The sequence below is a fragment of the Tumebacillus lipolyticus genome (assembly GCF_042682745.1).
Classification (GTDB): domain Bacteria; phylum Bacillota; class Bacilli; order Tumebacillales; family Tumebacillaceae; genus Tumebacillus_A; species Tumebacillus_A lipolyticus.
In genome coordinates this window covers 1158797-1185029 of record NZ_JBHUIO010000002.1, presented here as the reverse complement: position 1 = coordinate 1185029, position 26233 = coordinate 1158797, and the positions used below count along the sequence as shown (strand labels likewise).

The following is a 26233-nucleotide window of genomic DNA, read 5'->3' as shown; positions in this document are numbered from 1 at the left end:
AAAATTTATGTTTGTTAGGAAGGGGAACACTTATAGATGAAGAAATATACCTTTATGAGATTTTGCGGATTTAAATCTGGTTGAACGTTCTGAAAGTAGTACCAGATTGGGGGATACGAAAGATGGGTGTAAATAGGACAGAAGTTGCGACGTTGGTCGATTTATTGCGAGCGAGAACGCAAGAATATGCAGGCCGAGACGCATTTGCCTTTTTGACTGATGAGTTGGAAGAGCGGATCACGTTTGAAGAGCTGGATCGCAAGGCGCGCGCTGTCGGAGCTGCGCTTCAGGCGGCGGGGGCGGCAGGAGAGCGAGCGCTGTTGCTCTACCAGCCGGGGCTTCCGTACATCATCGCATTCTTCGGCTGTCTGTATGCGGACGTGCTGGCCGTTCCGGCGTATCCGCCGCGACAAAACGGGAATTTGGATCGCCTGCAGGCGGTCGTCAAAGATTCGGAAGCGAAGTTCGCCTTGACGGCGACTGCGGTGATGGCAGGCATCGAGAAGCGATTTGGCGATGCGGAAGGCTTGAGCCAACTGGAGTGGGTCAACACCGATCTGATCGGCGATGAGCTGGCAGATAGCTGGCAGATGCCTGAGATCGACAGCGATACGCTGGCATTTCTGCAGTACACGTCCGGCTCGACCTCGGCGCCGAAAGGGGTCATGCTGACACATGGCAACCTGCTGGCCAACTTGGAATTGATCCAGAGCAGCTTTGAGACGTCCGATCGAGATCGCGCGGTGATCTGGCTGCCTCCCTATCATGATATGGGCTTGATCGGCGGGGTTTTGCAGCCGATCTATGCAGGATTCTTCACCACCTTGATGGCTCCGGTCGCGTTTGTGCAGCGTCCGCTGCTCTGGTTGCAGACGATCTCGCGCACCGGCGCTTCCGTCTCCGGCGGGCCGAACTTCGCCTACGAGCTCTGCCTCGACAAGATCACGCCTGAACAGCGCGATCAGCTCGACCTCTCCGCTTGGAGCGTCGCCTTCACCGGTGCTGAGCCGGTGCGAAAAGAGACGTTGGATCGCTTTGCCGAATATTTTGCACCCTGCGGCTTTCGCAAGGAGGCGTTCTACCCGTGCTACGGTCTGGCGGAAGGGACGCTGTTCGTCACAGGAGGCAATAAGGCGGAACTGCCGATCACCCATGCGTTTGACGCCGATCTGCTGGAGCAAAACGTCGCAGTCGTCACCGCGGAAGGCGCTGATGCTCGCACGCTGGTCTCCTCCGGCAGATCGCTCGCGCAGCAGGTGGTGGTGGTCAATCAGGAGACGTTTGCCGTCTGTGCGGAAACGCAGGTCGGGGAGATCTGGGTAGCAGGCTCTTCGGTGGCACAAGGCTATTGGAAGCGCCCTGAACAGTCGCAGGAGACGTTTGGCGCCAGGCTGTCCGAAACGGGTGAGGGACCCTTTTTGCGCACGGGAGATCTCGGGTTTTTAAAAGATGGGGAACTGTACGTGACCGGGCGGATGAAAGATCTGATCATCATCCGCGGGCGCAACCATTATCCGCAGGACATCGAGTTTACGGTGCAGGAGTGCCACCCGGCGATCGCGACGGGCAACCTCGCCGCCTTCTCGGTCGAGGCGGATGAGGAGGAGCGGCTGGTGATCACAGCCGAAGTGGAGCGCGCCTACCGCAAAGCCGATCTGGACGAAGTGGTGTCTGCTGTGCGCCTTGCGGTGGCAGAAGCGCACGAACTGCAGGTGTACGGCATCGTGTTGCTCAAGCCGGCGAGCATCCCCAAGACCTCTTCGGGGAAGATTCAGCGCCATGCCTGCAAAGACCGCTTCTTGCACGGCGGCCTGCAAGCGCTGAAGACAGATGTGTTGAACAGTTCGGTGGTGGATGAATTGTCAGACGATTCGTCCGACATCCAGCTGAGCCGAGCGGAGCTGTTTGCGGCAGATGGCGAGATGCGCAAGGGCCTGCTCGAATCGTTTTTGCAGCGCCGGGCTGCCGAGTCGTTAAAAGTGTCGGTCGCACAGGTCGGCTTGGACAAGCCGCTGGGGACGCTGGGACTCGACTCGCTGACCGCAGTCGAGCTCAAGCATGAGATCGAAGAGAGCTTGGGCGTTGACCTGCCGCTGTCCGCACTGCTCGAAGGGCCGAGCGTGCAGACGCTCGCCGCCGATGTGCTGCAGCAGTTTGATGAGCAGGAGATCGGTGCGCCGGAAGAGACGACCGCGATGCTGCCGGGCGAGTATCGACTGTCACACGGGCAGCGGGCGCTGTACTTCCTGCAGCGGCTACAGCCGAGCAACACCGCCTATCACATCGCCAGCGCGGTGACCGTCGGCGCGGGGCTCGATCTGGAAAAATTGCGCGAGTCGCTCGCCACATTGGTCGAGCGTCACCCGCTGTTGCGCACCACGTTTGTCGAGCGAGACGGCGAGCCGATCCAGCTGGTGCACCCGCAGCTTTCTGTACCGCTGATGGTGGAAGATGCGACCGCCTGGAGCGAGGAGCTCGTGCAGGAGCGGATGACCGACGCGGTGGACTTGCAGTTCGATCTGGAGCGCGGTCCGCTGATCCGCGTGCATCTGTACGCGCGCCCGAGCGGAGAGCATCTGCTGTTGCTCACGCTGCACCACCTGATCGTCGACTTCTGGTCGCTCGGTCTGATCGTGAAGGAGCTGTCCGCCCTCTATGCGGGGCAGACGCTTCCGGCGCCCGGCACCGCCTACGGAGATTTTGCCGACTGGCAGGCGCAGTTGGTCACAGGCCGGACGGGAGAGGAGCTGCTGTCCTACTGGCAGGGCGAGTTGGCAGGGGAACTTCCTGTGTTGAACTTGCCGACCGACCGTCCCCGCCCGAGCGAAAAGTCGTATCTCGGCGCCACCTGTTCGCAGAAGCTGGGGAGCGCGTTGACCGCGCAGATCAAAGAGCTTTCGCAAGCGCAGGGTACGACCGTCTTCACCACTTTGCTGACCGCGTTTCAAGTGCTGCTTCATCGCTATACCGGCCAGGATGACATCTTGGTCGGCACGCCGACAGTCGGTCGCAGCAAGGCGAAATATGCAGATTCGGTCGGTTATTTTGTCAATCCGGTGGTGCTTCGCGCCGACCTGTCAGGCGACCTTCCGTTTGCGGAGCTGTTGCGAGCTTCGACGCAGAAGGTGCGCGGCGCACTCGCCCATCAGGACTATCCGTTCCCCTTGCTGGTCGAAAAGCTGGCACCCAAGCGCGACCAGAGCTACTCACCGATCTTCCAGGCGATGTTCGTCTTGCAAAAGTCGCATCTCGATCAGGATGGCCTGACCGGGTTCGCCCTCAACGATGCGGGAGCGCAGATGTTGCTCGGCGACCTGCCGCTCACCTCAAGAGCGCTGGAGCGTCGCTCCGCACAGTTTGATCTCACCCTGATGATGGCAGAGGTGAACGGCGAGTTTGTCACATCGTTCGAATATGACATCAACATGTTCGATCGGACGACGATGGAGCGGATGGCGACACATTTTGCCACGCTGCTGCAGGAGCTGGTGCGCGATCCAAAGATCGCGGTCGGCGAGGTGAACCTGCTTTCGGCAGAGGAGCAGAAGCGAGTGCTTCATGATTGGAACGAGACAGATGTCGATTTTGGCACGAAAGCTCCGCTGCATCGAATGTTTGAGGAACAGGTGGAGCGAACTCCCGATGCGATCGCCGTGCGGTTTGAAGAGGAAGTGCGCACCTATCGCCAGCTGAACGAGGCGGCAAACCGTCTGGCACACCTGCTGCAAAGGTCGGGTGTCAGGCCGGATGCGCTGGTCGGCATCTGCATGGAGCGCTCGGTGGAGATGGTGGTCGCCCTGCTGGCGACGCTGAAGGCGGGCGGGGCGTATGTGCCGCTCGATCCGAGCTATCCACAAGAGCGGCTGACCTTTATCGTCGAAGATGCGAAGCCGGAAGTGTTGCTGACACAAGCGCATCTGCAGGATCGGCTGGAGTTTTCCGCACAGAATGTGATCGCAGTCGATCGAGTCGATATTTCCGGGGAAATGGTGGAGAATCTGCGCGATTTGACCGAGATGGAACATCTCGCCTATGTGATCTTCACTTCCGGCTCGACCGGACGTCCAAAAGGTGCGATGCTCACACACCGCGCGATCTGCAATCACATGCTGTGGATGATCGCCAGCTACGGTATCGACGCAAGCGATCGGGTGTTGCAAAAAACGCCGTTCGGATTTGACGCATCCGTCTGGGAGTTCTGGGCGCCGCTTTTGTCTGGCGGACAGCTGATCCTCGCCAGACCGGGCGGGCATCAGGATGCTGCCTACTTGGTCGATGCGATGGTCAAACACGGTGTGACGATCTTGCAGCTCGTCCCTTCCTTGCTCTATGTCCTCTTGCGGGAGAAGCTGTTGGAACGGCAGTCTGCCCTTCGCTATGTGTTCTGTGGCGGCGAGGCGTTGTCAGCCCAACTGGTCGATCTGTTCCACGCACAGAAGGCGCAGGCGAAGCTGGTCAACCTGTACGGACCGACCGAAGCGTGTATCGACACGACCGCGTGGACGAGCGAGCCGAACACGGCGCTGATCCCGATCGGACGGCCGATCGCCAACGCCAAAACATACGTGCTGGATGCGAGCGGTCAGCCGACCCCGATCGGTGTGGCGGGCGAGCTGTACATCGGAGGTGCAGGGCTTGCGCGCGGCTATGTGGGTCGACCTGATCTGACAGCCGAACGGTTTGTTGACAGCCTCTACGGTCGCTTGTACAAGACGGGTGACTTGGTGCGCTGGTTGCCAGACGGCAGCCTCGGCTACCTCGGTCGTCTTGACGATCAGGTCAAACTGCGCGGCTACCGCATCGAACTTGGTGAAATCGAGTCGGTTCTCAGTCGCCACGAGCTGGTGACTGAGGTGGTCGTCGTCGCGCTGACCGCGGCGGGCGATCAACGCCTCGTCGCCTACGTGGTGGCGAAAGCGGAGCTTGCGGAGGACGACTTGCGCGCACATGCGCAGCGCATCCTGCCCGACTACATGGTGCCGTCCGCCTTCGTCCTGCTGGACAGCTTTCCGCTGCTGCCAAACGGCAAGGTGGATCGACGCGCACTGCCTCGTCCAGACGTCGTGCGAAACGTTGGCGAATATGTCGCGCCGCGCAACGAGGCGGAAGCGAAGTTGGCCGATATTTTCGCCGAGCTGTTAGGGCTTACGCAAGTGAGCGTGACAGACAATTTCTTTGACCTCGGCGGGCATTCGCTCTTGGCGATTCAGGTGGTCTCGCGCATCGGGAACGCGTTCCAGACGGAGCTCTCCCTGCGCAGCATCTTTGAAGCGCCGACGGTGGAGCGTCTCGCACAGCTGATCGAGCAGACCGCGCAGACAGACATTCCGCCGATCGCAGCTTCCGTTCGCGCTGACAAGCTCCCCTTGTCCTATGCGCAGGAGCGCCTCTGGTTCTTCGAAGAGCTGCAGAGCGGGACGGCCACGTACAACATTCCGGGCGGACTGCGCTTGACCGGACGTCTGGACATCTCCGCGCTTCAGCGGAGCTTGCAGAGCATTCTCGACCGCCATGAAGCGCTGCGAACGAGCTTCCGCACGCGTGACGGTCAGCCGGAGCAGGTGATCGAGCACGGTCTGTCGATGCCGTTTGCGGTGATCGATCTGCAAGGGGTGCCAGCAGCGGAACGGGAAGCGGAGGCGGTGCGCCTCACCGATGCGGAAGCGCGCAAGCCGTTCGATCTGAGCATCGCTCCGCTGATCAGAGCGACGCTGCTCGTGCTGGGCGAGGAAGATCATGTGCTCCTGCTCACCATGCACCATCTGGTGGCAGACGGCTGGTCGCTCGGCGTTCTGGTTCGCGAGCTGACCGCTTTTTACTCGGCGTATACGGCAGAACAGCCGGTACCGTTTGCCGAGCTGCCGATTCACTATGCGGATTACGCACAGTGGCAAAAAGGGCTGGAGAGCCTCTTCGATCGGCAGATGGCCTATTGGGAGCAGCAGCTCGGCGGCGATCTGGCCGTCTTGCAGCTGCCGACCGACAAGCCGCGTCCGGCTGTCAAAACGTTCAACGGTGCTGCTTGCAGTTTGCAGCTGTCCAAAGAGCTGAGCGAGGGGATCAACCACCTGTCGCGCTTGGAGGGAGTCACGCTGTACATGACGCTGCTCGCAGCGTTTAAAACGATGCTCTACCGCTACACCGGGCAGGATGACATCTTAGTCGGCACGCCGACCGCAGGACGCAACCGCGAGGAATTGGAGCAGCTGATCGGCTTCTTCGTCAACACGTTGGTCATCTGCACCCAGTTGGAAGATGGCGAACTGTCGTTTAACAAGCTGTTGCACCGCGTCCGCGACACGGCGCTCGATGCGTTCGCCCATCAAGACGTGCCGTTCGAACGGCTGCTCGATCGTCTGCAACCGGAGCGGGATTTGAGCCACACCCCGCTGTTCCAAGTGATGTTTGTCCTGCAGAACCAACAGGTCGATCCGCAGTTGGAAGGCTTGCTGGTGCAGGCGATCGAGGGCGACAGCGCGACCGCCAAGTTCGATCTGACCTTGCAGGCGCAAGAGACGGAGTCGGGCATCACCCTCAAGCTGGAATACAACACCGATCTGTACGAGTCGTCGACGATCGAACGAATGCTCGCACACTATGCGACGCTGCTGGCAGGCGCGGTCGCCGCACCTGAGCAAAAGCTGATCGACCTGCCGATCCTCCCCGAAGCGGAGCGGGCGCTGCTGCTCGACATGTGGAATCGGACCAATGCTGTCTATCCGAGCGAGGCGACGCTGCACGGCCTGTTTGAAACGTGGGTGAGCAGACAGCCGGAGACGACCGCAGTGGTCTATCAGGATCGACGTTTGAGCTACGCCGAGCTGAATGGGCGAGCCAACCGCTTGGCACATTTCCTGCAGAAGCAGGGCGTAGGGCCAGACGTGTTTGTCGGAATCTGCATGGAGCGCTCCGAGTCGTTGATCGTGGCGATCCTTGCGACCTTGAAAGCGGGCGGCGCGTATGTTCCGCTCGATCCGGCGCATCCGAAAGAGCGTCTTGGCTTCATTCTCGCTGATTCATCGCCGCGCGTCCTGTTGACGCAGCAACATCTGGCCGAGCTGTTTGCCGATGCGGATGTGTGCAAAGTGATGCTCGACGCAGCGGAAGGCGAGTTTGGCGAGGAGAGCGCAGCGAACTTGCCGCAGAGCATCACGCCAGATGATCTGGGCTATATGCTCTACACGTCGGGGACGACCGGGTTGCCAAAAGGCGCGCTGGTCAAGCATCGAGGCGTCGTCAACATGCTGAGCGATTTTGTCGGTCGCAAGCCGCTTGCGCCGGGCGCACCGTTCGCCCTGTGGGCAAACTATGGGTTTGACCTGTCTGTGCTGGAGATCTTCTCCTGCTTTATGGAGGGTGGCGAGCTGCACATCTTGCCAGATGTCGATCGCAGCGACAGCCATGCCTACTTCAAGTGGTTGGAAGACAACGCGATTCAAAGCGGCTTCATCCCACCGTTCGTGGTGAAGGATCTGATCCAATGGTTGGACGAGCAGCCGAGGCAGATGGCGCTGCGCAGGATTTTGATCGGTGTCGAATCGGTGCACGAACCGCATGTGCTGGCGATCAGCGAACGACTCCCGGAGATGTTTATCATCAACGGGTACGGTCCGACCGAAGCTTCGATCTGCTCGACGCTGTACTCGTTCGATCCGGCCAAGGTGGGAGCGCGCAACCTGCCGATCGGCTCCGCTGTGCAGAACACCGAGCTGTTCATCCTCGACCGCAATCGACAGCCGGTTCCGATCGGCGTGCCTGGCGAACTGTATGTCGGCGGGATCGGACTTGCACGCGGCTATCTGAATCGTCCGGAGCTGAACGAGGAGCGCTTCGTCTCGCATCCGTTCGCACCGGACAAGCGTCTGTATCGCACGGGCGATGTGGTGCGCTACCTGCCGGACGGCAACATCGAATATATCAGCCGGATCGATCATCAGGTGAAAGTTCGCGGCTATCGCATCGAGCTGGGCGAAATCGAAGCTGCCTTGATCGCACATGAAAAAGTGCTGCAAGCGGTGGTGATCGCACGCGTTGATCAAGGCAACAAATATTTGGCAGCCTACGTGGTGCCAAATGGCGAAGCAAGCCTGACCAGCGCCGAACTGCGGGCCGATCTGAAAGGAAAACTCCCGATCTACATGATTCCCAGCGCCTTTGTCACGCTGGAGGCGATTCCGCTGACCACCAACGGCAAGGTGGATCGCAAAGCGCTGCCTGTGCCGGTGCAGGGCGCCGCTGTCGAATATGTGGCGCCGCGCAGCGAGATCGAAGAGCAGATGGCGGAGATCTGGGCGAACGTGCTCGGCGTTGAGAAAGTCGGCATCCATGATAACTTTTTCGACTTGGGCGGCCACTCGCTGTTGGCGACGCAGCTGGTCACCCGCGTGCGCAATGTCTTCTCGGTCGAACTGCCGGTGCGTTCCCTGTTTGAAGTCGCGACGATCGCCGAGCTGTCCTCGATGGTCGAAGGGCTGCAGCAAAAGGCGACCTCTGCGCCCAAGCCGCCTGCGATGAAGCGGCTGACGCGGGAGCGAAGAAAGCTGTAGGAACAGTTGGAGATGAGCGGAGCAAGTAATGAGCAAAAGGAGATGTTTCTTTTGACCGATTCACCCGATGATCTTCAGGTGCAGGAGGAGGGGGTCTATCTCTTCCCCCTCTCCTTTGCCCAACAGCGATTGTGGTTTCTTGACCAGTTTCTGCCAGGGAATCCCGCTTACAACATCTCGACTGCGGTCAGGCTGACCGGGCGCTTGCACCGTGAGGCGCTGCACAGCAGCCTGCGCGCGATCGCCGCTCGCCATGAGACGCTGCACACCTCGTTTCGCGAGGTGGACGGCGAGCCGATGCAGGTGATCGACCCGCTGGTGACGATCGACCTGCCGCTGCTCGACCTGCGCGATCTCCCCGCGGAGGAGCAGCGAGTGCAGGTGAGCGAGCAGATCGCTGTCCAATCGAGAAAACCGTTCATTTTGCAACAGGCGCCGCTGCTTCGCCTCACGCTGCTGCAGCTTGGCGACGAGGAACATGTCCTGCTGATGACGATGCACCATATCATCTCCGACGGCTGGTCGATGGGCGTGCTGATCCAAGAGCTGTCCCTGCTCTACAACGCCGAACTGGAAGGCGTGGAGGCGGTGCTGCCAGAGCTTGCGATCCAGTATGCAGACTTCACCGACTGGCAGAAAGAGTATTTGGAGAGCGGCGTCCTCGAAGAGCAGTTGACCTATTGGCGGCAGAAGCTCGGCGGCAAGCTCCCCGTCCTGCAATTGCCGACCGATCGCAATCGACCTGCCGTTCAGTCTTACGCAGGTGGAATCGAAAGCTTCCTCGTGCCGAGCGATCTGACGGAAAAGCTGAAAGCGCTGAGCCAAAAGGAAGGCGTGTCGCTGTTCATGACGTTGCTCGCCGCCTTCAAAACGCTGCTCTTTCGCTACACCGGGCAGAGCGATCTGCTCATCGGCACGCCGATCGCCGGGCGTACGCGCGAGGAGATCGAGCCTTTGATCGGCTTTTTTGTCAACACGTTGGTCATGCGCACTGAGCTGCAAGGAGACATCAGCTTCCGCGAGTTGCTGCAGCGGGTGAAGGACACCTCGTTTGAAGCGTATGCCAATCAGGACGTCCCGTTTGAAAAGCTGGTCGACGAGCTTGCACCTGAGCGCAACTTGAGCCATACGCCGCTGTTCCAGGTGATGTTCAACCTGCAGAACGCGTCGGTGGAAAACCTGTCGCTGACCGGCTTGCAGCTGGAGGAGATGGTCGCCGACACAGGATCGGCCAGCTTCGATCTGACGCTCGGTCTGACCGAGAGCAAACGGGGCCTCGCAGGTCGCTTCGAATACAGCTCCGACCTGTTCGATCAGACGACGATCGAGCGGATGATCACGCACTTGATCACCTTGCTGCACGGGGTGGTCGAGCGGCCGGATGAGCGCTTGGCCAGCCTCCCGCTGCTCACCGAAGCGGAGCGAAAGCAGGTCGTCGAAACGTTCAACCAAAAGCAGATCGAGTTTCCGACCGGCCTCATGCATCAGCTGTTCGAACAGCAGGTGGCAGTTCGTCCAGACAAGACGGCTGTCGAGCACCTCGATCAGACGCTGACCTATGCTGAGTTGAACGCTCGTGCCAACCAGCTTGCCCACTATCTGCAAGGGCTCGGTGTGGGGCCGGAGAGCTTGGTCGGCCTGTGCGTCGATCGATCGATCGATCTGATCGTCGGTATGATCGGCGTTCAGAAGGCGGGCGGGGCCTACCTGCCGCTCGATCCGGACTATCCGGTGGAGCGCCTCAAGTATCTGCTGACAGATGCGAAGGTGGCCGTCTTGCTGACCCACGAGCACCTGTTGCCCAACCTGCCGGAGACGAGCGCGACGACCGTGTGCTTCGATCGAGATGCGGAGCTGATCGCAGCATGTCCGACCGACAAACCGATCAGCGATGCGACAGAAGACAATCTCGCCTACGTGATCTACACATCGGGCTCGACGGGCGCCCCGAAAGGCGCGATGCTGGAGCACAAAAACGCAGTCGCCCATCATCATGCGATCATCGATCACTATCAGGTGAACCCGAGCGATCGGATCGTTCAGTTCGCCTCGATCTCCTTCGACGTTTCGATGGAGGAGATCTCTCCGACGCTCGCCGCCGGGGCGACGCTCGTGCTTCGACCCGGCAAGTCGATCATGGCCAGCGACCAGTTCCTCGACTGGCTGGCGGAGCAGAAGATCACCAAGTTCAATCCGCCGACCGCTTACCTGCACGCTTTTCTCCAAGATCTTGCGGAGCAAAAGCTGACTTTGCCACCGGCGCTTCGGCTGGTGGTCACAGGCGGCGAGCGGGCGATGCCCTCGATGATCCGCGCCTGGCGAGAAGTCGCCAGCGAGCACAACACGCTGTACAACGCATACGGGCCGACCGAAACGACGGTGACGGCGACCGTGTATGACGAAGCGCTGCCAGATGGAGATGTGCCGATCGGACGGCCGCTTATGAACACGCAATCTTATGTCTTGGATGCACTGATGCAGCCGGTTCCGATCGGGGTGCCAGGCGAGCTGTATGTCGGCGGGAAGGGTGTTGGACGCGGCTATCTCGGGCGTGAGGAGTTGACCGCCGAGCGCTTTTTGCCCAACGCGTTTCGTCCGGGGGAGCGGATGTACAGAACGGGCGACATCGTTCGCTATCTGCCAGATGGCAACCTGCAGTTTCTCGGGCGCGCAGACGGACAGGTCAAGATTCGCGGCTACCGCATCGAGGTGGGCGAGATCGAGAACGTGCTGGTCAAAGCGCCGGGCGTGCGGGAGGCGGCAGTCATCGCCCGCGAGGAAACGCCTGGGGTCAAATATCTGGCCGCCTATGTGACGGTCAGTCCAGACGCGCCGTCGACAGGCGACCTGCGCAAACACCTCGGACAGAGCTTGCCCGACTACATGATCCCGTCCGCCTTTGTCATCCTCGACGAGATGCCGCTGACGCCAAACGGGAAGGTGAACCGCAGCGAATTGCCCAAGCCGGACGACGAGCGGCCCGAGTTGGGCGTCGCCTTCATCGCGCCGAGCGGTGAGCTGGAGCAACTGGTCGCGGAGATCTGGCAGGAGGTGCTCGGAGTCAGCCGCGTCGGCGTCAACGACAACTTCTTCGAACTGGGCGGCGGATCGCTTTTGATCCTGCAGGTGCACCGCAAGCTGAAGGAACAGCTCGACCGCGAGATCTCGGTCGTCCAGTTGTTCCAGTACCCGACGGTCGGAGCGCTCGCCCGATTCCTCGGAGAAGAAGAGGAAGAGCTGTCTGTCAAACAGGGGCAAGTTCGCGCCGATCGCCGGAAGGATCTAAAGGCGAGACGAGCGGCGCGGGCGAAGAATCGAAGAGAGTAGGGGGATTGGCAAGATGAGCCATCAAGATTATTCTGACCGCGTCGATGAAATAGCGGTTGTCGGCCTTGCGGGCCGCTATCCGGACTCGAACAATCTGGAAGAGTTCTGGCAGCATCTGCGGCAGGGAAAGGAACTGGTACAGTTTTTCACCGATGAAGAGCTGATCGCAGCGGGACACGATCCGGAGATGATCGCGCAGCCAAACTATGTCAAGGCGGCAGCGATCCTGAAGGATGTCGACCAGTTTGACGCCAACTTCTTCGGCTTCAACCCGCGCGAGGCGGAGATCCTCGATCCGAACCATCGCTTCTTCCTCGAAGCGTGTTGGGAAGCGCTGGAGAACGCGGGCTACAACCCGGACACCTATCCGGGTGCGATCTCCATCTATGGCGGACAGGCGATGAACCGCTACCTGCTGCTGAACTTGCTGCCGAATCGCGCGGCGATCGCAGGCGTTGGGGAACTGCAGATCATGATGGGGAACGAGAAGGACTTTCTGACCACTCGCGCCTCCTACAAGCTGAATTTAAAAGGGGCGAGCGTCAACGTTCAAACGGCCTGCTCGACCTCGTTGGTCGCGGTGCACATGGCAGCACAAGCGCTGCTCAACGGCGAATGCGACATGGCGATGGCAGGCGGTGTGTCGGTGATCCATCCGAAGACCGGCTACACCTACACCAAAGGAAGCGTGATGTCGCCCGATGGCCATTGTCGTGCGTTTGACGAACAGGCGCAGGGCAGCACGCAAGGGTCTGGCGTCGGGATCGTCGTGCTGAAGCGAATTGAGGATGCGCTCGCCGATGGCGATACGATCTATGCGGTGATCAAAGGGTCGGCGGTCAACAATGACGGGGAGCAGAAGGTCGGCTACACCGCTCCGAGCATCAACGGTCAATCGTCTGCCATCTCTGAAGCTTTGGCGATCGCCGACATCGAAGCGGATACGATCTCCTATGTCGAGACGCACGGCACGGCGACAGAGCTGGGCGATCCGATCGAGGTCGCGGCGCTGACACAGGTGTTTCGCGATGCGACAGAAGAGGCGAAGTTCTGCGCGATCGGATCGGTGAAGACAAATGTCGGTCACACAGATGCGGCGGCAGGCGTCACCGGACTGATCAAGACGATCTTCCAGCTGAAAAACAAAGAGCTCGTCCCGAGCCTCTATTTTGAAAAGCCGAATCCGAAGTTTGATGACTGGGACAACAGCCCGTTTTATGTGAATACAGAGTTGAAAGAGTGGACGGCGACAGACACGCCGCGCCGAGCGGGCGTCTCCTCGTTTGGCATCGGTGGAACGAACGCGCACGTGGTGCTCGAAGAGTTCCCTGAGCGCACGAGCGGTTCGTCTGCGCGCACGAGCCAGCTGTTCGTCCTTTCGGCGAAGAGCGAAGCGTCGCTTGAGCGGATGACAGACAATTTGGCCACCCACCTGCAACAGCATCCTGAGCAGAACATCGCCGATGTGGCCTATACGCTTCAGGTCGGCCGCAAAGCGTTCCATCATCGACGCGCTGTGGTGGCAACCGATGCGATCGATGCCGCCAACACGCTAAAGACTCGCGATCCGCGGCGATTGCTCACCGCGGTCAACGATGCGGAAAACCGTCCGGTAGCCTTTCTGTTTCCGGGTGTCGGCGATCAGTATGTGAACATGGTGCAGGAGCTGTATCAAACGGAAGCGGTGTTTAAAGAGCGCTTGGACAGCTGCTTCGACGCGCTGAAGAAGTTCGTCGGCCGCGATCTGCACGAGGTGCTGTTCCCCGCAGCGGACGCAGCGCCGCAGGCGATGAAGACGCAGGGCCTCGACCTGCGGAGAATGCTTCGCCGCGACGCATCCGCAAATGACCCAACATCGCTCGAACTGAACAAGACCGAATATCTGCACCCGATCGTCTTTGCGATCGAATATGCGCTGGCCGAGCTGCTGATCGCCTGGGGCATCAAACCATCCTCGCTGATCGGCTACTCGTTAGGCGAATATGTGGCGGCGACAGTCGCTGGTGTGTTCTCGCTGGAAGATGCGCTCAAGCTGGTCGCCAAGCGGGCACAGCTGATCGGGGACCTGCCAAACGGCGCGATGCTCGCCGTGCCGCTCGCGGCAGAAGCGATCAGACCGATGCTCTCCGACCAGGTGCAGATCGCGACGATCAACACGGCAGAACATCTGGTCGTCTCCGGCACGATCGAAGCGGTGACAGCGCTGGAAACAGCGTTGCGCGAAAAGGGCATCACTTCGATCCGCGTCGCTTCCACGCACGCGTTCCACTCGAAGATGATGGAGCCGATCGCACAGGAGTTTAAAGCGCTGATCGCATCGTTCAACCTACAAGCGCCAGAGATCCCGTTCGTCTCGAACGTGACGGGCGCTTGGATCGAAGCGGAGGAAGCGGTCGATCCGGAGTATTGGGTGAAGCACCTCTGCCAGACGGTGTGCTTCGCAGAGGGGATCGCTCAGCTCGTCCAAGAGGAAAACATCGCGCTGCTCGAAGTCGGGCCAGGCACTACGCTCTCCTCGTTTGCGCTGCAAGCGAAAGGCGGTCTGACCGTGCTGCCGACGATCAGAGCGTCCTATGATGGTCAGTCTGACACGGCGTTTCTGCTGAACACGCTGGCCAACCTGTGGCTGTCTGGAGTCGAGGTCGATTTTGCGCAGATGAGCGAAGGGGAAGACCGCCTGCGCGTTCCGCTCCCGACCTATGCGTGGGATCGCCAGCGCTACTGGGTGGATGCGCAGGCAGCTTCTGTCGCCACTCCGGCGCCGATCCTTGAAGCCTCCTCGCAAGCGACGGTGCGCGAGGTGGCAGAGCGGTTCTATACGCCAACTTGGAAACAGGCGCTCCCGCCGGTTGCGGAACAGGCAGGAGCGGCGAAACGCCTGCTCGTGCTCGGCGATTCCTCTTCCTTCACCGAAGGGCTGATCCGTTCGTTCCGATCGAGAGGACATGAGGCGGAGCTGGCCGTGACCCGCGAAGAGATGGAAGCGATACTGCACCGGGAGGAGCTGCCGACGCACATCTTGCACCTGTGGAGCCTGACCGAGTCGGAGCCATCCTTCGAGGAGGCGCAACAAATAGGTCTCTACTCGCTCCTGCAGGTGGCGAAGGCGCTTGCCAAGCTGGAGCTGACAGCGCCGCTTGAGCTGGTGACGATCTCCAACGGGCTGTTCCAAGTGGAGAGCCGCGATGAGGTGCATCCGGTCAAGACGACGCTGCTCGCCGTGCCACGCGTCCTGCCACAAGAGATGCAGAGCGTCAGAACCAGCACGTACGACATCCTGCTGCCCAAGCCGGGGACAAAAGCGGAAGCTCGCCTGATCGAAACGCTGGCCTGCGACCTGCTCGGCGAGCAGAAGGAACGACTCGTCGCCTACCGCGACAACAAGCGATGGATCGAGTCCTACCAGTCTGTCAGCGCCGCGGGCGAGCCGCGCCTGCGCGATGGCGGCGTCTACCTGCTGACCGGCTTCGGCATCATGGGCAGGCAGCTCGCCCAAGCGCTCGCCGCAACACCAGAAGCAAAGCTGGCCATCGTCACCCGCCAAGATCTGCCCGCTCGCGAAGAGTGGCAAGCGCGGATCGACAGCGGTGCGACAGATGAAAAGACGGTGCAGTACCTGTCGGCAGCACTGGAGCTCGAAGCCCAGGGGGCGGAGGTGCTCTTTCTGCAAGCGGACGTCGCCGATCAGGAGGCGATCAAGCGAGCGGTGGAGGTCACCAAGTCCCGATTCGGCAAGTTAGACGGTGTGCTCCATGCGGCGGCCGCCGCCGATGCGAACACGATCTCGGTGATCGCAGAGACGACCGAATCGGACTTGGAAGCTCATTTTGCCGGCCGAGTGCACGGGTTGCACGCGCTGGAGCGAGCGCTTGCAGGCCACGAGCTCGACTTTGTGTTCATCGTCTCGACGCTGGCGACAGTGCTCGGCGGATGGGGGTTTGTCGGACCTGCTGCTGGCCACCTCTACATGGACAGCGCGGTCGAGCAGATCGGGCAGCGCAGCGATACGCCGTGGATCAGCCTCGCCTTCGACCGCTTGGAAGCGGATGAGGTCGCGCAAGCGCTGAACAGAGCGCTGTCGATCGATCCCGTCTTGCCGCTGGTGCTGTCCAATCAAGATCTGAACCTGAGCGTGGAGAGATTTATCCACCAGCAGGGGGAGCGGGCGGCAAGCGCGACCGTTACGGCCGGCAGTGGAGCCCGACATCCGCGCCCGAACTTGAAAAACGCGTATGTGGAGCCGACGAACGAGCTTGAAGAGATGGTCGCCGAGATCTTACAGGATCTGCTCGGCATCGAACAGATCGGGATTCATGATAACTTTTTCCAACTCGGTGGCAACTCGCTGCTCGGCACCCAAGTGGTTTCGCGCCTGCGCACAACCTTCCAAGTCGACCTGCCCCTGCGCGTGCTATTTGAGGCCAACACCGTCGCCGAAATGGCGATCGTGGTCGAAGATATCATGATCGCCGAGCTCGAAGCGATGAGCGATGAAGAAGTTGCCAATCTGCAAGAACAAAACTAGGAGGTTTTCAACCATGGAAGCAAACAAAGTAAAAATCCGCGAATTTCTTTCCCGTCATTTTAAAAACCACGATTTGAAGGATGACGAAGATATCTTTGCACTCGGCTTTGTCAACTCTCTCTTTGCGATGCAGCTGGTGATGTTTGTCGAAGGTGAGTTCGGCATTCGCGTGGAGAATGAAGACCTCGATTTGGCCAACTTCCGCACGGTGGATGCGATCGCAACGCTCGTCGAGAAGAAAGCTGCCTAACACCTGACCAAGCGCCTTTAAATCGAAGAGAATTGGAGGAGATCGTGGATGGAAGCAACGCAAAAAGTCAAGAAGAAAGACGACAAAAAGACGATCAAATGCGTGGTTTGGGATCTGGACAACACCGTCTGGGACGGGGTGCTGCTCGAAGATGAAAACGTCATTCTGAAAGCGGATGTGGTCGAGATCATCAAGGAGCTCGACGAGCGCGGTATCCTGCAATCGATCGCGTCGAAGAACAACCATGACGATGCGATGCGCAAGCTGGAAGAGTTCGGCATCGCCGATTACTTTCTCTACCCGCAGATCAACTGGAATTCGAAAGCGTCCTCGTGCGAGCAGATCGCCAAGCTGATCAACATCGGCATCGACACGTTCGCCTTTGTGGATGACCAGCCGTTCGAGCGCGAGGAGGTTGCGTTCAACCATCCGCAGGTGTTGTGCCTCGACGCGCTCAACCTGGACGGGATGTTAGACCTCGATGTGATGATCCCGCGCTTTATCACCGACGATTCGAAAAAGCGTCGTCAGATGTACATGGCAGACATCGAGCGCAAGAAGGTGGAAGAGGAGTTTGTCGGACCGACCGATGAGTTTTTGGCTTCGCTGGATATGACCTTTACGATCGATCCTGCCAAAGAGGAAGACCTGAAGCGCGCGGAGGAGCTGACCCAGCGCACCAACCAGCTGAACACGACAGGCTATACGTACAACTACGATGAGCTCGATGAGTTCCGCCAATCGGATGACCACCTGCTCTTGATCGCCGGCCTCGAAGACAAGTATGGCACGTACGGCAAGATTGGGCTGGCGCTGGTGGAGACGGGCGAGGAAGTCTGGAAGATCAAGCTGCTGCTGCTCTCTTGCCGGGTGATGTCCCGCGGGGTCGGATCGATTTTGATCAACCACATTTTGCAATCGGCAAAGGCGGCTGGCAAGCGGTTGCAGGCAGAGTTTTTGCAGACAGATCGCAACCGGATGATGTACATCACCTACAAGTTTGCAGATTTTAAAGAGGTGGACAAGCAGGGTGACCTGATCATCTTCGAAAACGATCTCACCCGTCTTCAGCCGTTCCCAGAGTATGTGAACGTTCAAATCGGTTAAATTGGCGAGGAATGGAGGAATCGAAGCTTCCTGATGGAGCTTCGTTCCTTTTCCTTTTCACGGAGGAATCTGCGATGTCGAACAAACAGGATGTCACACAACGCAAGTCCAACCTGTCGGCCGAGAAGCGCGCCCTGCTGGAGCGACGTTTAAAGGGACAGCTGAACATCCCGGTCAAACAAGGCATCCCGAAGCGCAACGAAGCGGGGCCTGCCAACCTGTCGATCGGGCAACAACGGCTGTGGTTTTTCCATCAGTTTCAGCCAGCGGACGCTTCTGACAACATCCCGTATGCGGTGCGCTTGAGCGGGCGGTTGCATCTGGAGGCGATGCAGCGCAGCTTCTGCGAGGTGGTCAAGCGACATGAAGCGCTGCGCACCAACGTGCGCTTGATCGATGATCAGCCGAAGCAGATCGTTCACCAAGAGCTGATCGTCCCCCTGACTGTGATCGATTTGACCGAAGTGCCGCCAGCGGAGCGAGAATCGACGATGGATCGGTTGAGCGGAGAAGAGGCGAGAAAGCCGTTCGATCTGACAGCAGACCCGCTGATCCGCTGTTCGGTGTTAAAGTTTGCAGACGAAGAGCACCTGATGCTGATGACCTTGCACCACATCATCGCGGACGGCTGGTCGATCGATGTGATCCTGCGCGAAGTGATGATGTTTTACAAAGCGTTTGCGGAGGGGAATCGGGTCGAGCTGCCGGAGCAGGAGATCCAGTTTGCCGATTATGCGCATTGGCAGAACGAGTGGATGACAGGGGAAGCGTCGCAGCAGCAGTTGAACTATTGGCAGGAGCAGCTAAAAGCGCCGCTGCCCGTCCTGCAGCTGCCGACCGACCGCCCGCGCCCGGCGATGATGACCACCAAGGGCTCGCAGCTGCCGATCTCCTATCCGCTCTCGTTGCAAGTTCGCTTGCAGAAGATCTGCGAAGCGGAAGGCGTGACAATGTTCATGCTGCTGATCGCCGCCTACAAAGCGCTGCTTTACCGCTACACCGCGCAGGAAGAACTGCTGGTCGGGACGGCGGTGGCCGGACGAAATCGCGTCGAGATCGAAAATGTGGTCGGCAACTTTGTCAACACGCTGGTGCTGCGCTCTGAGCTGAGCGGGAATCTGCCGTTTACCGACCTGCTTCGCTCGGTCAAAGCGACGGCGCTCGAAGCGTTTTCCAATCAGGATGTGCCGTTTGAAAAGGTGATCGAAGCGGTGCAGCCGGAGCGAAACATGGGATACACGCCGCTGTTTCAGGTGCTGTTTTTGCTCCAGCCGATGGTCAACACCACCCAAGTCGATGTGGGGGGCCTGCGCTTCCTGCCGGTGTGGTCCGATCAAGAGGCGGTCAAATATGATCAGATGCTGTGGTTGTCGGAGAGCGACGAAGGATTGACCGGGCTTTTGATGTACAACACCGACCTGTTCGATCGAGCGACGATCGAGCGGTTGCTGCTCCATCTGGAGACGCTTTTGACGAGCATCGCAGCCGATCCTGCGCAGACGATCGGCGAGTTGCAACTCGTCCCCGCTGAGGAGCGGCAGCAACTGCTCGTCGAGTGGAACGACACGGCGGTGATCTACGACGAAGCGTCTCTCTGCACGCATCAGCTGTTCGAACGACAAGCCGAACAAACGCCAGACCGGATCGCGCTCGTGTTCCATCAGCAGGCCTACACCTACCGCGAGCTGAACGAGCAGGCCAACCGGTTGGCGCACCGACTGCGCGAGCTTGGCGTGGGAGCGAACGTTCCGGTCGGCCTCTGCCTCAACCGATCTGCTGAGATGATTGTCGGACTGTTGGCAATTTTGAAAGCGGGAGGGCCGTACCTGCCGCTCGACCCGGCCTATCCGAAGGATCGCCTCGCCTTTATGATCGAAGACACGCAAGCGCCGGTGATCTTGACCGAGGCAGGGTTGATCGACGAGCTTCCGCCACATCAGGCCCAGCTCGTGCTGATCGACGACCTGTCCGCCTTCGATCGCTACAGCACGGAAAACGTGCAGGCGGGTGCAACACCTGACGATCTTGCCTTTTTGATCTTCACATCAGGTTCTACCGGCCGTCCAAAAGGCGTGGCGATGGGGCATCGCGCGCTCTGCAACCTGCATCTGTGGCAGCTGCAAGATTTTGTGCACGGCGGCCCGCGCCGAACGACGATGTTTTATTCGATCAATTTTGATGTCGGCTTTCAAGAGGTGTTCACCACCCTCGCTTCCGGTGGGACGCTCTATGTGCTGGATGAAAGCTTGCGGCGCGACTCGCATCGACTGCTTCACTATCTGGCGGAGGAGAAGATCGAGCGGGCGTTCATGCCGTTTATCGCGATGCAGCATCTCGCCGAAGCTGCGGAGACGTCGAGCGCGGCCACTCAGCTGCTCGAAGTGGTGACTGCAGGTGAGCAGTTGCAGATCACCCGTCACATCGCGGCCTGGCTGTCGGCGATGGAAGGTGTGGTCGTGTACAACCAGTATGGACCGACGGAGAGCCATGTCGTCTCCTCCTACAAGCTGGAAGGAGATCCGGCCGGCTGGCCGACGCTCCCTTCGATCGGCAAGCCGATCGCCAACGCGGAGCTGTACGTGCTCGACCGCGAGCTGCGCCCGGTGCCGATCGGCGTGAGCGGGGAGCTGTACATCGGGGGAACTCCGCTCGCCGCAGGATATCTCGGCCGCCCCGACCTGACAGATGAGCGATTTATCCCCCATCCGTTTTCGCAGGAAGCGGGCGCTCGCATCTACAAGACGGGCGACCTCTGCCGCTTTCAGCCGGATGGTAATCTCGAATTTATGGGCCGCGCCGACTATCAGGTGAAAATTCGCGGATTCCGCGTGGAGCTCGGCGAGGTGGAGGCGGTCGTCCGCCAGCATCCGCTCGTGCGAGAGGCGGCGGTGATCCTCGCCGAGAAGCGATTGGTCGCCTACCTCGTGCCCGAGCAGCCTGACGTCTCCTATGCGGAGGTCAAAAGCTGGCTGTTGGAGCGGCTGCCCGACTACATGGTGCCGACGCTCGCCGTGTATCTTGAGCGGATGCCGCTGACGCCGAGCGGCAAGATCAACCGCTTGGGGTTGCCTGCGCCCGACTGGTCGCAGGTCGATCGCTCCAGTTTTGTCGCGCCTCGCACCGGGACGGAAGCGAAGGTGGCAGAAGTTTGGAGCGAGGTGCTGAGCGTGCCGCAGGTCGGTGTGGAGGACAACTTTTTCGACCTCGGTGGGCACTCGCTGTTAGCGACGCAGGTGATCACGCGGCTCAACCGCGAGTTCAAGCGCGATATCCCTCTGCGCGAACTGTTTGAAAATCCGACGGTGGCGGGGATGTCCGCCTGGATTGAGACGAGTGAAGAGATGCAGATCTCGACGATGATGATGCTTCGCCGCGGCAAGAAAAACCCGCTGTCGTTCGCGCAAAGCAGGCTCTGGGTGCTCGACAAGCTGATGCCCGAGTCGACCGCCTACTCGCTCTCGTCCGCCGTGCGGCTCAAAGGGCGCTTGAACCTGCCGCAGCTTCAACAGGCGCTGCTCGCCGTCGTCGAGCGGCACGAGTCGCTGCGCACCAATTTCCGCGAAGTGAACGGGGAGGCAGAACAGGTGATCCGCCAAGAGGTGCAGTCTGCGCTGCCGATCCTCGACCTGTCTCGCCTGCCGCAAGAGTTGCAGGAGAGTGAAGCGCAGCGCTTGATGAGCCAAGAGGCTCGCAAGCCGTTCGATCTGCAGCGCGATTCGCTGCTTCGAACGGTGCTGCTCCGCCTGCACGATGAAGAGCACATCTGTTTGATCACCTTGCATCACATCATCACAGACGGTTGGTCAAACGAGCTGTTCGTCACGGAGCTCTGTGCGCTGTATGCAGGTCAGGACCTGCCGCCGCTGGAAATCCAGTACCACGATTTCGCGCATTGGCAGCGCGAGTGGATGAAGGGCGAGGCGATGCAAAAACAGGTGGATTACTGGAAGCAACAGCTCGGGGGGGAATTGCCGATCCTCGAACTGCCCGGTGACCACCCGCGCCCAGCGGTGCGGACGGGCTTAGGTCGACGCTGGCATTTCGACCTGCCATCCGAGCTGGTCGGTCGCTTGGAAGGGATGAGCTGGCGCGAGCAGGGCATCACGCTGAACATGGTGTTGCTCAGCGCGTTTCAAGTGCTGTTGTACCGCTATACCGGACAGACCGATCTGCTGGTCGGCACCCCGATCGCTGGCCGCAATCGCAGCGAGGTTGAAAACCTGATCGGCTTTTTTGTCAACACGCTGGTGATCCGCGCCAACCTCGGGGAGAACCTGACGTTTGACCAACTGCTCAAGCAGGTGAAGAGCACTTCGCTCGACGCGTTCACCTATCAGGATGTCCCGTTCGAAAAGCTGGTCGAAGAGCTGCAGCCCAAGCGCAGCATGAGCCATACACCGCTGTTCCAGGTGATGTTCTCCATGCAGAACAAGCCCCGCTCGCAAGCGAGCTTCGGCGGGCTGACCGCGGAGAGCATCGTGCTCGACACAGGAGGGAGCAAGTGCGATCTGTCGCTCTACATCGCCGAGCGGGCGAGCGAGGTGCAGGCGCATTTTGAGTACAGCAGCGACCTGTTCGAAGCGAGCACGATCGAGCGGATGGCAGACCATTACATCGCCTTGTTGACCGAGCTGGTGCAAGCGCCGCATCTTCCGGTCGGCGAAGTGCCATTCCTGAGCGAGCGGGAGCAGGGGCAACTGCTGAACGACTTCCACGAGCTGACAGGCGGTGTGCCAGAAGATGTCTGCATGCACCACCTGTTCGAACGCACGGCAGAGCAACACCCGGAGCGCATCGCGCTGATCGCAGGCGCGGCGCGCTTGACCTATCGAGAGCTGGACATGCGCGCCAACGCGGTGGCCAGCAGGTTGCAGGCGGAAGGGATCGGTCCGGAGTCGCTCGTCGGCATCTATCTGGAGCGCGGCATCGAGATGGTGGTCAGCATCCTCGGCGTGCTGAAAGCGGGGGGCGCCTATGTGCCGCTCGACCCTGCCTATCCAAAAGATCGCGTGCTGTACACGATGGAGGATGCGAAGCTGTCTGTGCTGCTGACGACGGAGCGATTGCATCGTCAACTGCCCGAGCATCGCGGACGCGCACTCTATCTGCCGCTTGCGGAGGCGGGGACGGCCGATCGCCCGATCTCGATCGCAAACGCCCGCCAGTTGGCCTATGTGATCTACACGTCCGGCTCGACCGGACGGCCAAAAGGGGTGGCGATCGAACATCGCAGTGCGGTGACGATGATTCGCTGGGCGCTGGCAGAATATTCGCCCGCAGAGCTAGCCGGCGTGCTGTTCTCCACTTCGATCTGCTTTGACCTTTCGATCTACGAGCTGTTTGTGACGCTGGCAGCGGGCGGACGCGTGATCCTCGCCGAAAACGCACTCCATCTGCCGCAGCTCCCCGCGCGGGAGGAAGTCACGCTGATCAACACCGTCCCCTCGGCGATCGCCGAGCTTTTGCGCACGGGCGGAGTCCCGCGATCGGTGCGCACGGTAAACCTGGCCGGAGAAGCGCTGCCGCTGCACCTGGTGGAAAAATTGTATCAGCTTCCGCATGTCGAAAAGGTGTACAACCTCTATGGACCGTCCGAAGATACCACCTATTCGACCTATGCGCTGATCGACCGCGATGCAGATACGCCGCCGGTGATCGGCAGACCGCTTCCGAACACGACCGGGTATGTATTGGATCAACATAGGCAACTCGTGCCGATCGGGGTGCCAGGCCAGCTCTTCTTGAGCGGCGATGGCCTTGCGCGCGGCTATCTGGGGCAGGAAGCATTGACAGCAGAAAAGTTTATCGCCAATCCGTTCTCCGACGATCCGACTGCGCGGATGTATGCGACAGGCGATTCGGTTCGCTGGCTCGCCGATGGCAGCTTAGAATATTTGGGCCGCATCGACCGCCAGATCAAGGTGCGCGGTTTCCGCATCGAGCAGGGGGAGATCGAAGAGGCGATCTTGAAGCATCCGTCAGTCGTGGCCGCCTATGTGCAAGTTCGAGAGATCGCCGCCGGCGACAAGCGGTTGGTCGCCTATGTGGCGATCGGCTCGCACCAGCTGAAGGCGAGCGATCTGCGCCTCCTGCTGAAGGAGCGACTGCCCGAGTACATGATCCCGTCCGCCTTCGTGCTGTTAGAGCGATTGCCGCTGACGCCAAATGGAAAAGTGGACAGCTTCGCCCTGCCCGAACCGGAGGGCAGCGGAGTCCGCGAGCAGGCGTATCTCGCACCGCGCAACCCGGCCGAGCAAACGCTCGTCCGGATCTGGCAGGAACTGCTCACTGTGCAAGAGGTCGGCGTGCAGGACAACTTCTTTGAGCTGGGCGGGCACTCTCTGCTCGCGGTGCGCATGTTAGCTCAGGTCGAAGCGGCGTTTGCGAAGGCGCTGCCGATGTCCGCCCTGTTCCACAGCCCGACGATCGAAGGGCTGGCAGAAGAGCTGCTGAGCGAGGGGAGATCGACCGTTTCGTCGCTCGTCTGCCTGCAGCCGAAAGGGGAGCGGTCTCCGCTGTTCTTGGTGCATCCGATCGGTGGAAGCGTGTTCTGCTATGCGGCGCTCGCCAAAGAGCTCGGCGAGGATCGGCCGCTGTACGCACTTCAATCGTCCGGCCTGGAGCCTGGCGAGGAGCTGCTCACCTCTGTGGAGAGCATGGCGACACACTATTTGACAGCGATCGCCTCTGTGCAACAATCGGGGCCTTATCAGCTCGGCGGCTGGTCGTTCGGCGGTGTGGTCGCCGTGGAGATGGCAAAGCGATTGCAAGCGCAAGGGGAGGAGGTCGCCCCGCTGCTGCTGCTCGATTCCTATCCGGCGCTGCAGCAGCAGGAACTGAAAGAAGAGGATCTGCTGGCCGCCTTTTTTGCAGATATCGCCGGACAGCAAGGTGCAGATCTGGCACAGCTGGTCGGTGCGGAGGAAGCGCTGTCGCTTTCCGATCTGCCGCAAGCGTTCCTAGCGGCACAGCGCAGAGGGCTGGTGCCGGCCGAGCTGAACGCCGCGCAGTTTGAGCGGCTGTTCCGCGTCTTCTGTGCCAATCGTCAAGCGTACGCCGCCTATCGGGCGACCGCCTATGCGGGTGATCTGATGCTCCTGCATGCGGAAGACGCCGAAAACGTGGAAGGATGGCGAGCGCTGGCGAGCAAAACGCTTTGGACACAAGCGGTTCCCGGCGATCATTTCAGCCTGTTGCAAGCTCCGAATGTCGGGAGGGTGGCGCAAGCGATCCTAGATGCTGAGAAGGGAGTTAGATCATGAACCGTAAGTTTTACCTCTATGTGAACGCGTTTTCCCATCTCGGCACGATGATGGACATGATCGTCGTCAACTCGATGATCTTCGTCGCCACAAACGGCAGCGCGCTTTGGCTCTCCGCCTGCCTGGGGATTCGCGTTCTCGGAGGATTGCTGTCCTCTCTCTATTCGGGAGTGCTCGCCGATCGGTTTGATCGCAAGAAGATCATGCTGTTTACCGACTTTGCTCGCGCCGCGCTGATCTTGGTGCTGATTCCCTTTCCCGATCCGGTGATGATCCTGATCATCTCCTTCTGCGTCGGCTTCCTCGCCTCGTTCTTCCAAGTCGCCTTTTCTGCCGAAGTTCCGCAGATCTTTGGCGAGGACCGGGTGTTGGAAGTCAATGCGCTGATCATGCGCCTGAGCTCGATCGCGATGGTCATCGGCTTTTTCTCCTCCGGCGTGGTCACCGAAACGTTCGGGTTTAAGACCGTGTTGGCGTTCGACGCGCTCTCCTTTGTGCTGTCAGCGATCGCGCTGCTGATGATGAAATGGGAGAGCTCCGCGCCGAAGCTTGCGGAGCACACTGCTCAAGCGAAAGGCAAGATCGCCTCGATCATCGAAGACTTGCGCGAGGTGAAGCGCTATCTGTGGCTGCAGCCGATGTTGCTCACCGTCTTTACCGTCTACCTGGTGCAGACGGCAGGCGCGAGCGGCCACAATGTCGGGATTCCGCTGCTCGCAGAAGCGCTCGATCCGAGCGGACAGGCCAAGATGTATGGCTTTATCTGGGGCACTTGGGGCATCGGGAGCGTCATCGCCTCCTTTTTGATCGCGCGTCGCGAGATTGTCAAAAACCATCTGCACGGGTTCTATTACGGCTCCACCGTGATCGCCGGGCTCGGTTTTATCACCTTTTTGTCGAGTGAAAATCCGTGGTTGATCTTCCCGGTCGTCTTTCTGGTCGGGGTGAGCGAAGCGGTGTGCGGCACGACGTTTAGCGTTTTGATGCAGAAGTGTGACAACAAGGTGCGCGGGCGCGTGTTCGGTGTATCTGCGCTGCTCAACCGACTCGGTTTTGCCAGCGGGTTTGTGTTGGTACCGCTGATCATGAAGGGGCTTACCATGTCGCAGACGATCTGGGTCTGTCAGGGCGCGGTGATCGCCGCGACGATCTGGGCTGTCGCTCGCACCGTTGCACTTTCGTCAAAAAAACAGCCGAACAACACGGCCGCATAAGG

At 60.0% G+C, this 26233-nt stretch carries 7 protein-coding genes; all 7 read left to right on the top strand.

All coding sequences use genetic code 11. The features are described 5' to 3' along the window. Nucleotides 1–122: 122 nt before the first annotated feature. The 7 genes from ACFSOY_RS04505 to ACFSOY_RS04475 all read left to right on the top strand — a co-directional run bounded on the left by ACFSOY_RS04505 (nt 123) and on the right by ACFSOY_RS04475 (nt 26231). Nucleotides 123–8546, top strand: a complete 8424-nt coding sequence (locus ACFSOY_RS04505) for an amino acid adenylation domain-containing protein (protein ID WP_386044326.1) — start codon at nt 123–125, stop codon at nt 8544–8546. A gap of 12 nt (nt 8547–8558) precedes the next feature. Then, nucleotides 8559–11873, top strand: coding sequence for a non-ribosomal peptide synthetase (locus tag ACFSOY_RS04500; protein ID WP_386044325.1), 3315 nt, complete (start codon nt 8559–8561; stop codon nt 11871–11873). Between the two features lie 13 nt (nt 11874–11886). Beyond that, the gene (locus ACFSOY_RS04495; protein WP_386044324.1) at nt 11887–16398 is read left to right on the top strand and encodes a type I polyketide synthase; all 4512 of its coding nucleotides are present in this window, start codon (nt 11887–11889) and stop codon (nt 16396–16398) included. Between the two features lie 13 nt (nt 16399–16411). Further along, nucleotides 16412–16648 carry an acyl carrier protein gene (locus tag ACFSOY_RS04490; protein ID WP_386044323.1) on the top strand — a complete coding sequence of 79 codons (237 nt, stop codon included), beginning with the start codon at nt 16412–16414 and terminating at the stop codon, nt 16646–16648. Between the two features lie 48 nt (nt 16649–16696). Then, on the top strand, nt 16697–17755 hold the full coding sequence (locus ACFSOY_RS04485) for an HAD-IIIC family phosphatase (protein ID WP_386044322.1): 1059 nt from the start codon (nt 16697–16699) through the stop codon (nt 17753–17755). Between the two features lie 74 nt (nt 17756–17829). Next, complete coding sequence (locus ACFSOY_RS04480) at nt 17830–25017, top strand: amino acid adenylation domain-containing protein (protein WP_386044321.1); 7188 nt, start codon at nt 17830–17832, stop codon at nt 25015–25017. After that, nucleotides 25014–26231, top strand: coding sequence for an MFS transporter (locus ACFSOY_RS04475; RefSeq protein WP_386044320.1), 1218 nt, complete (start codon nt 25014–25016; stop codon nt 26229–26231). The genes ACFSOY_RS04480 and ACFSOY_RS04475 overlap by 4 nt, the downstream gene beginning before the upstream one ends. Nucleotides 26232–26233: the final 2 nt, after the last annotated feature.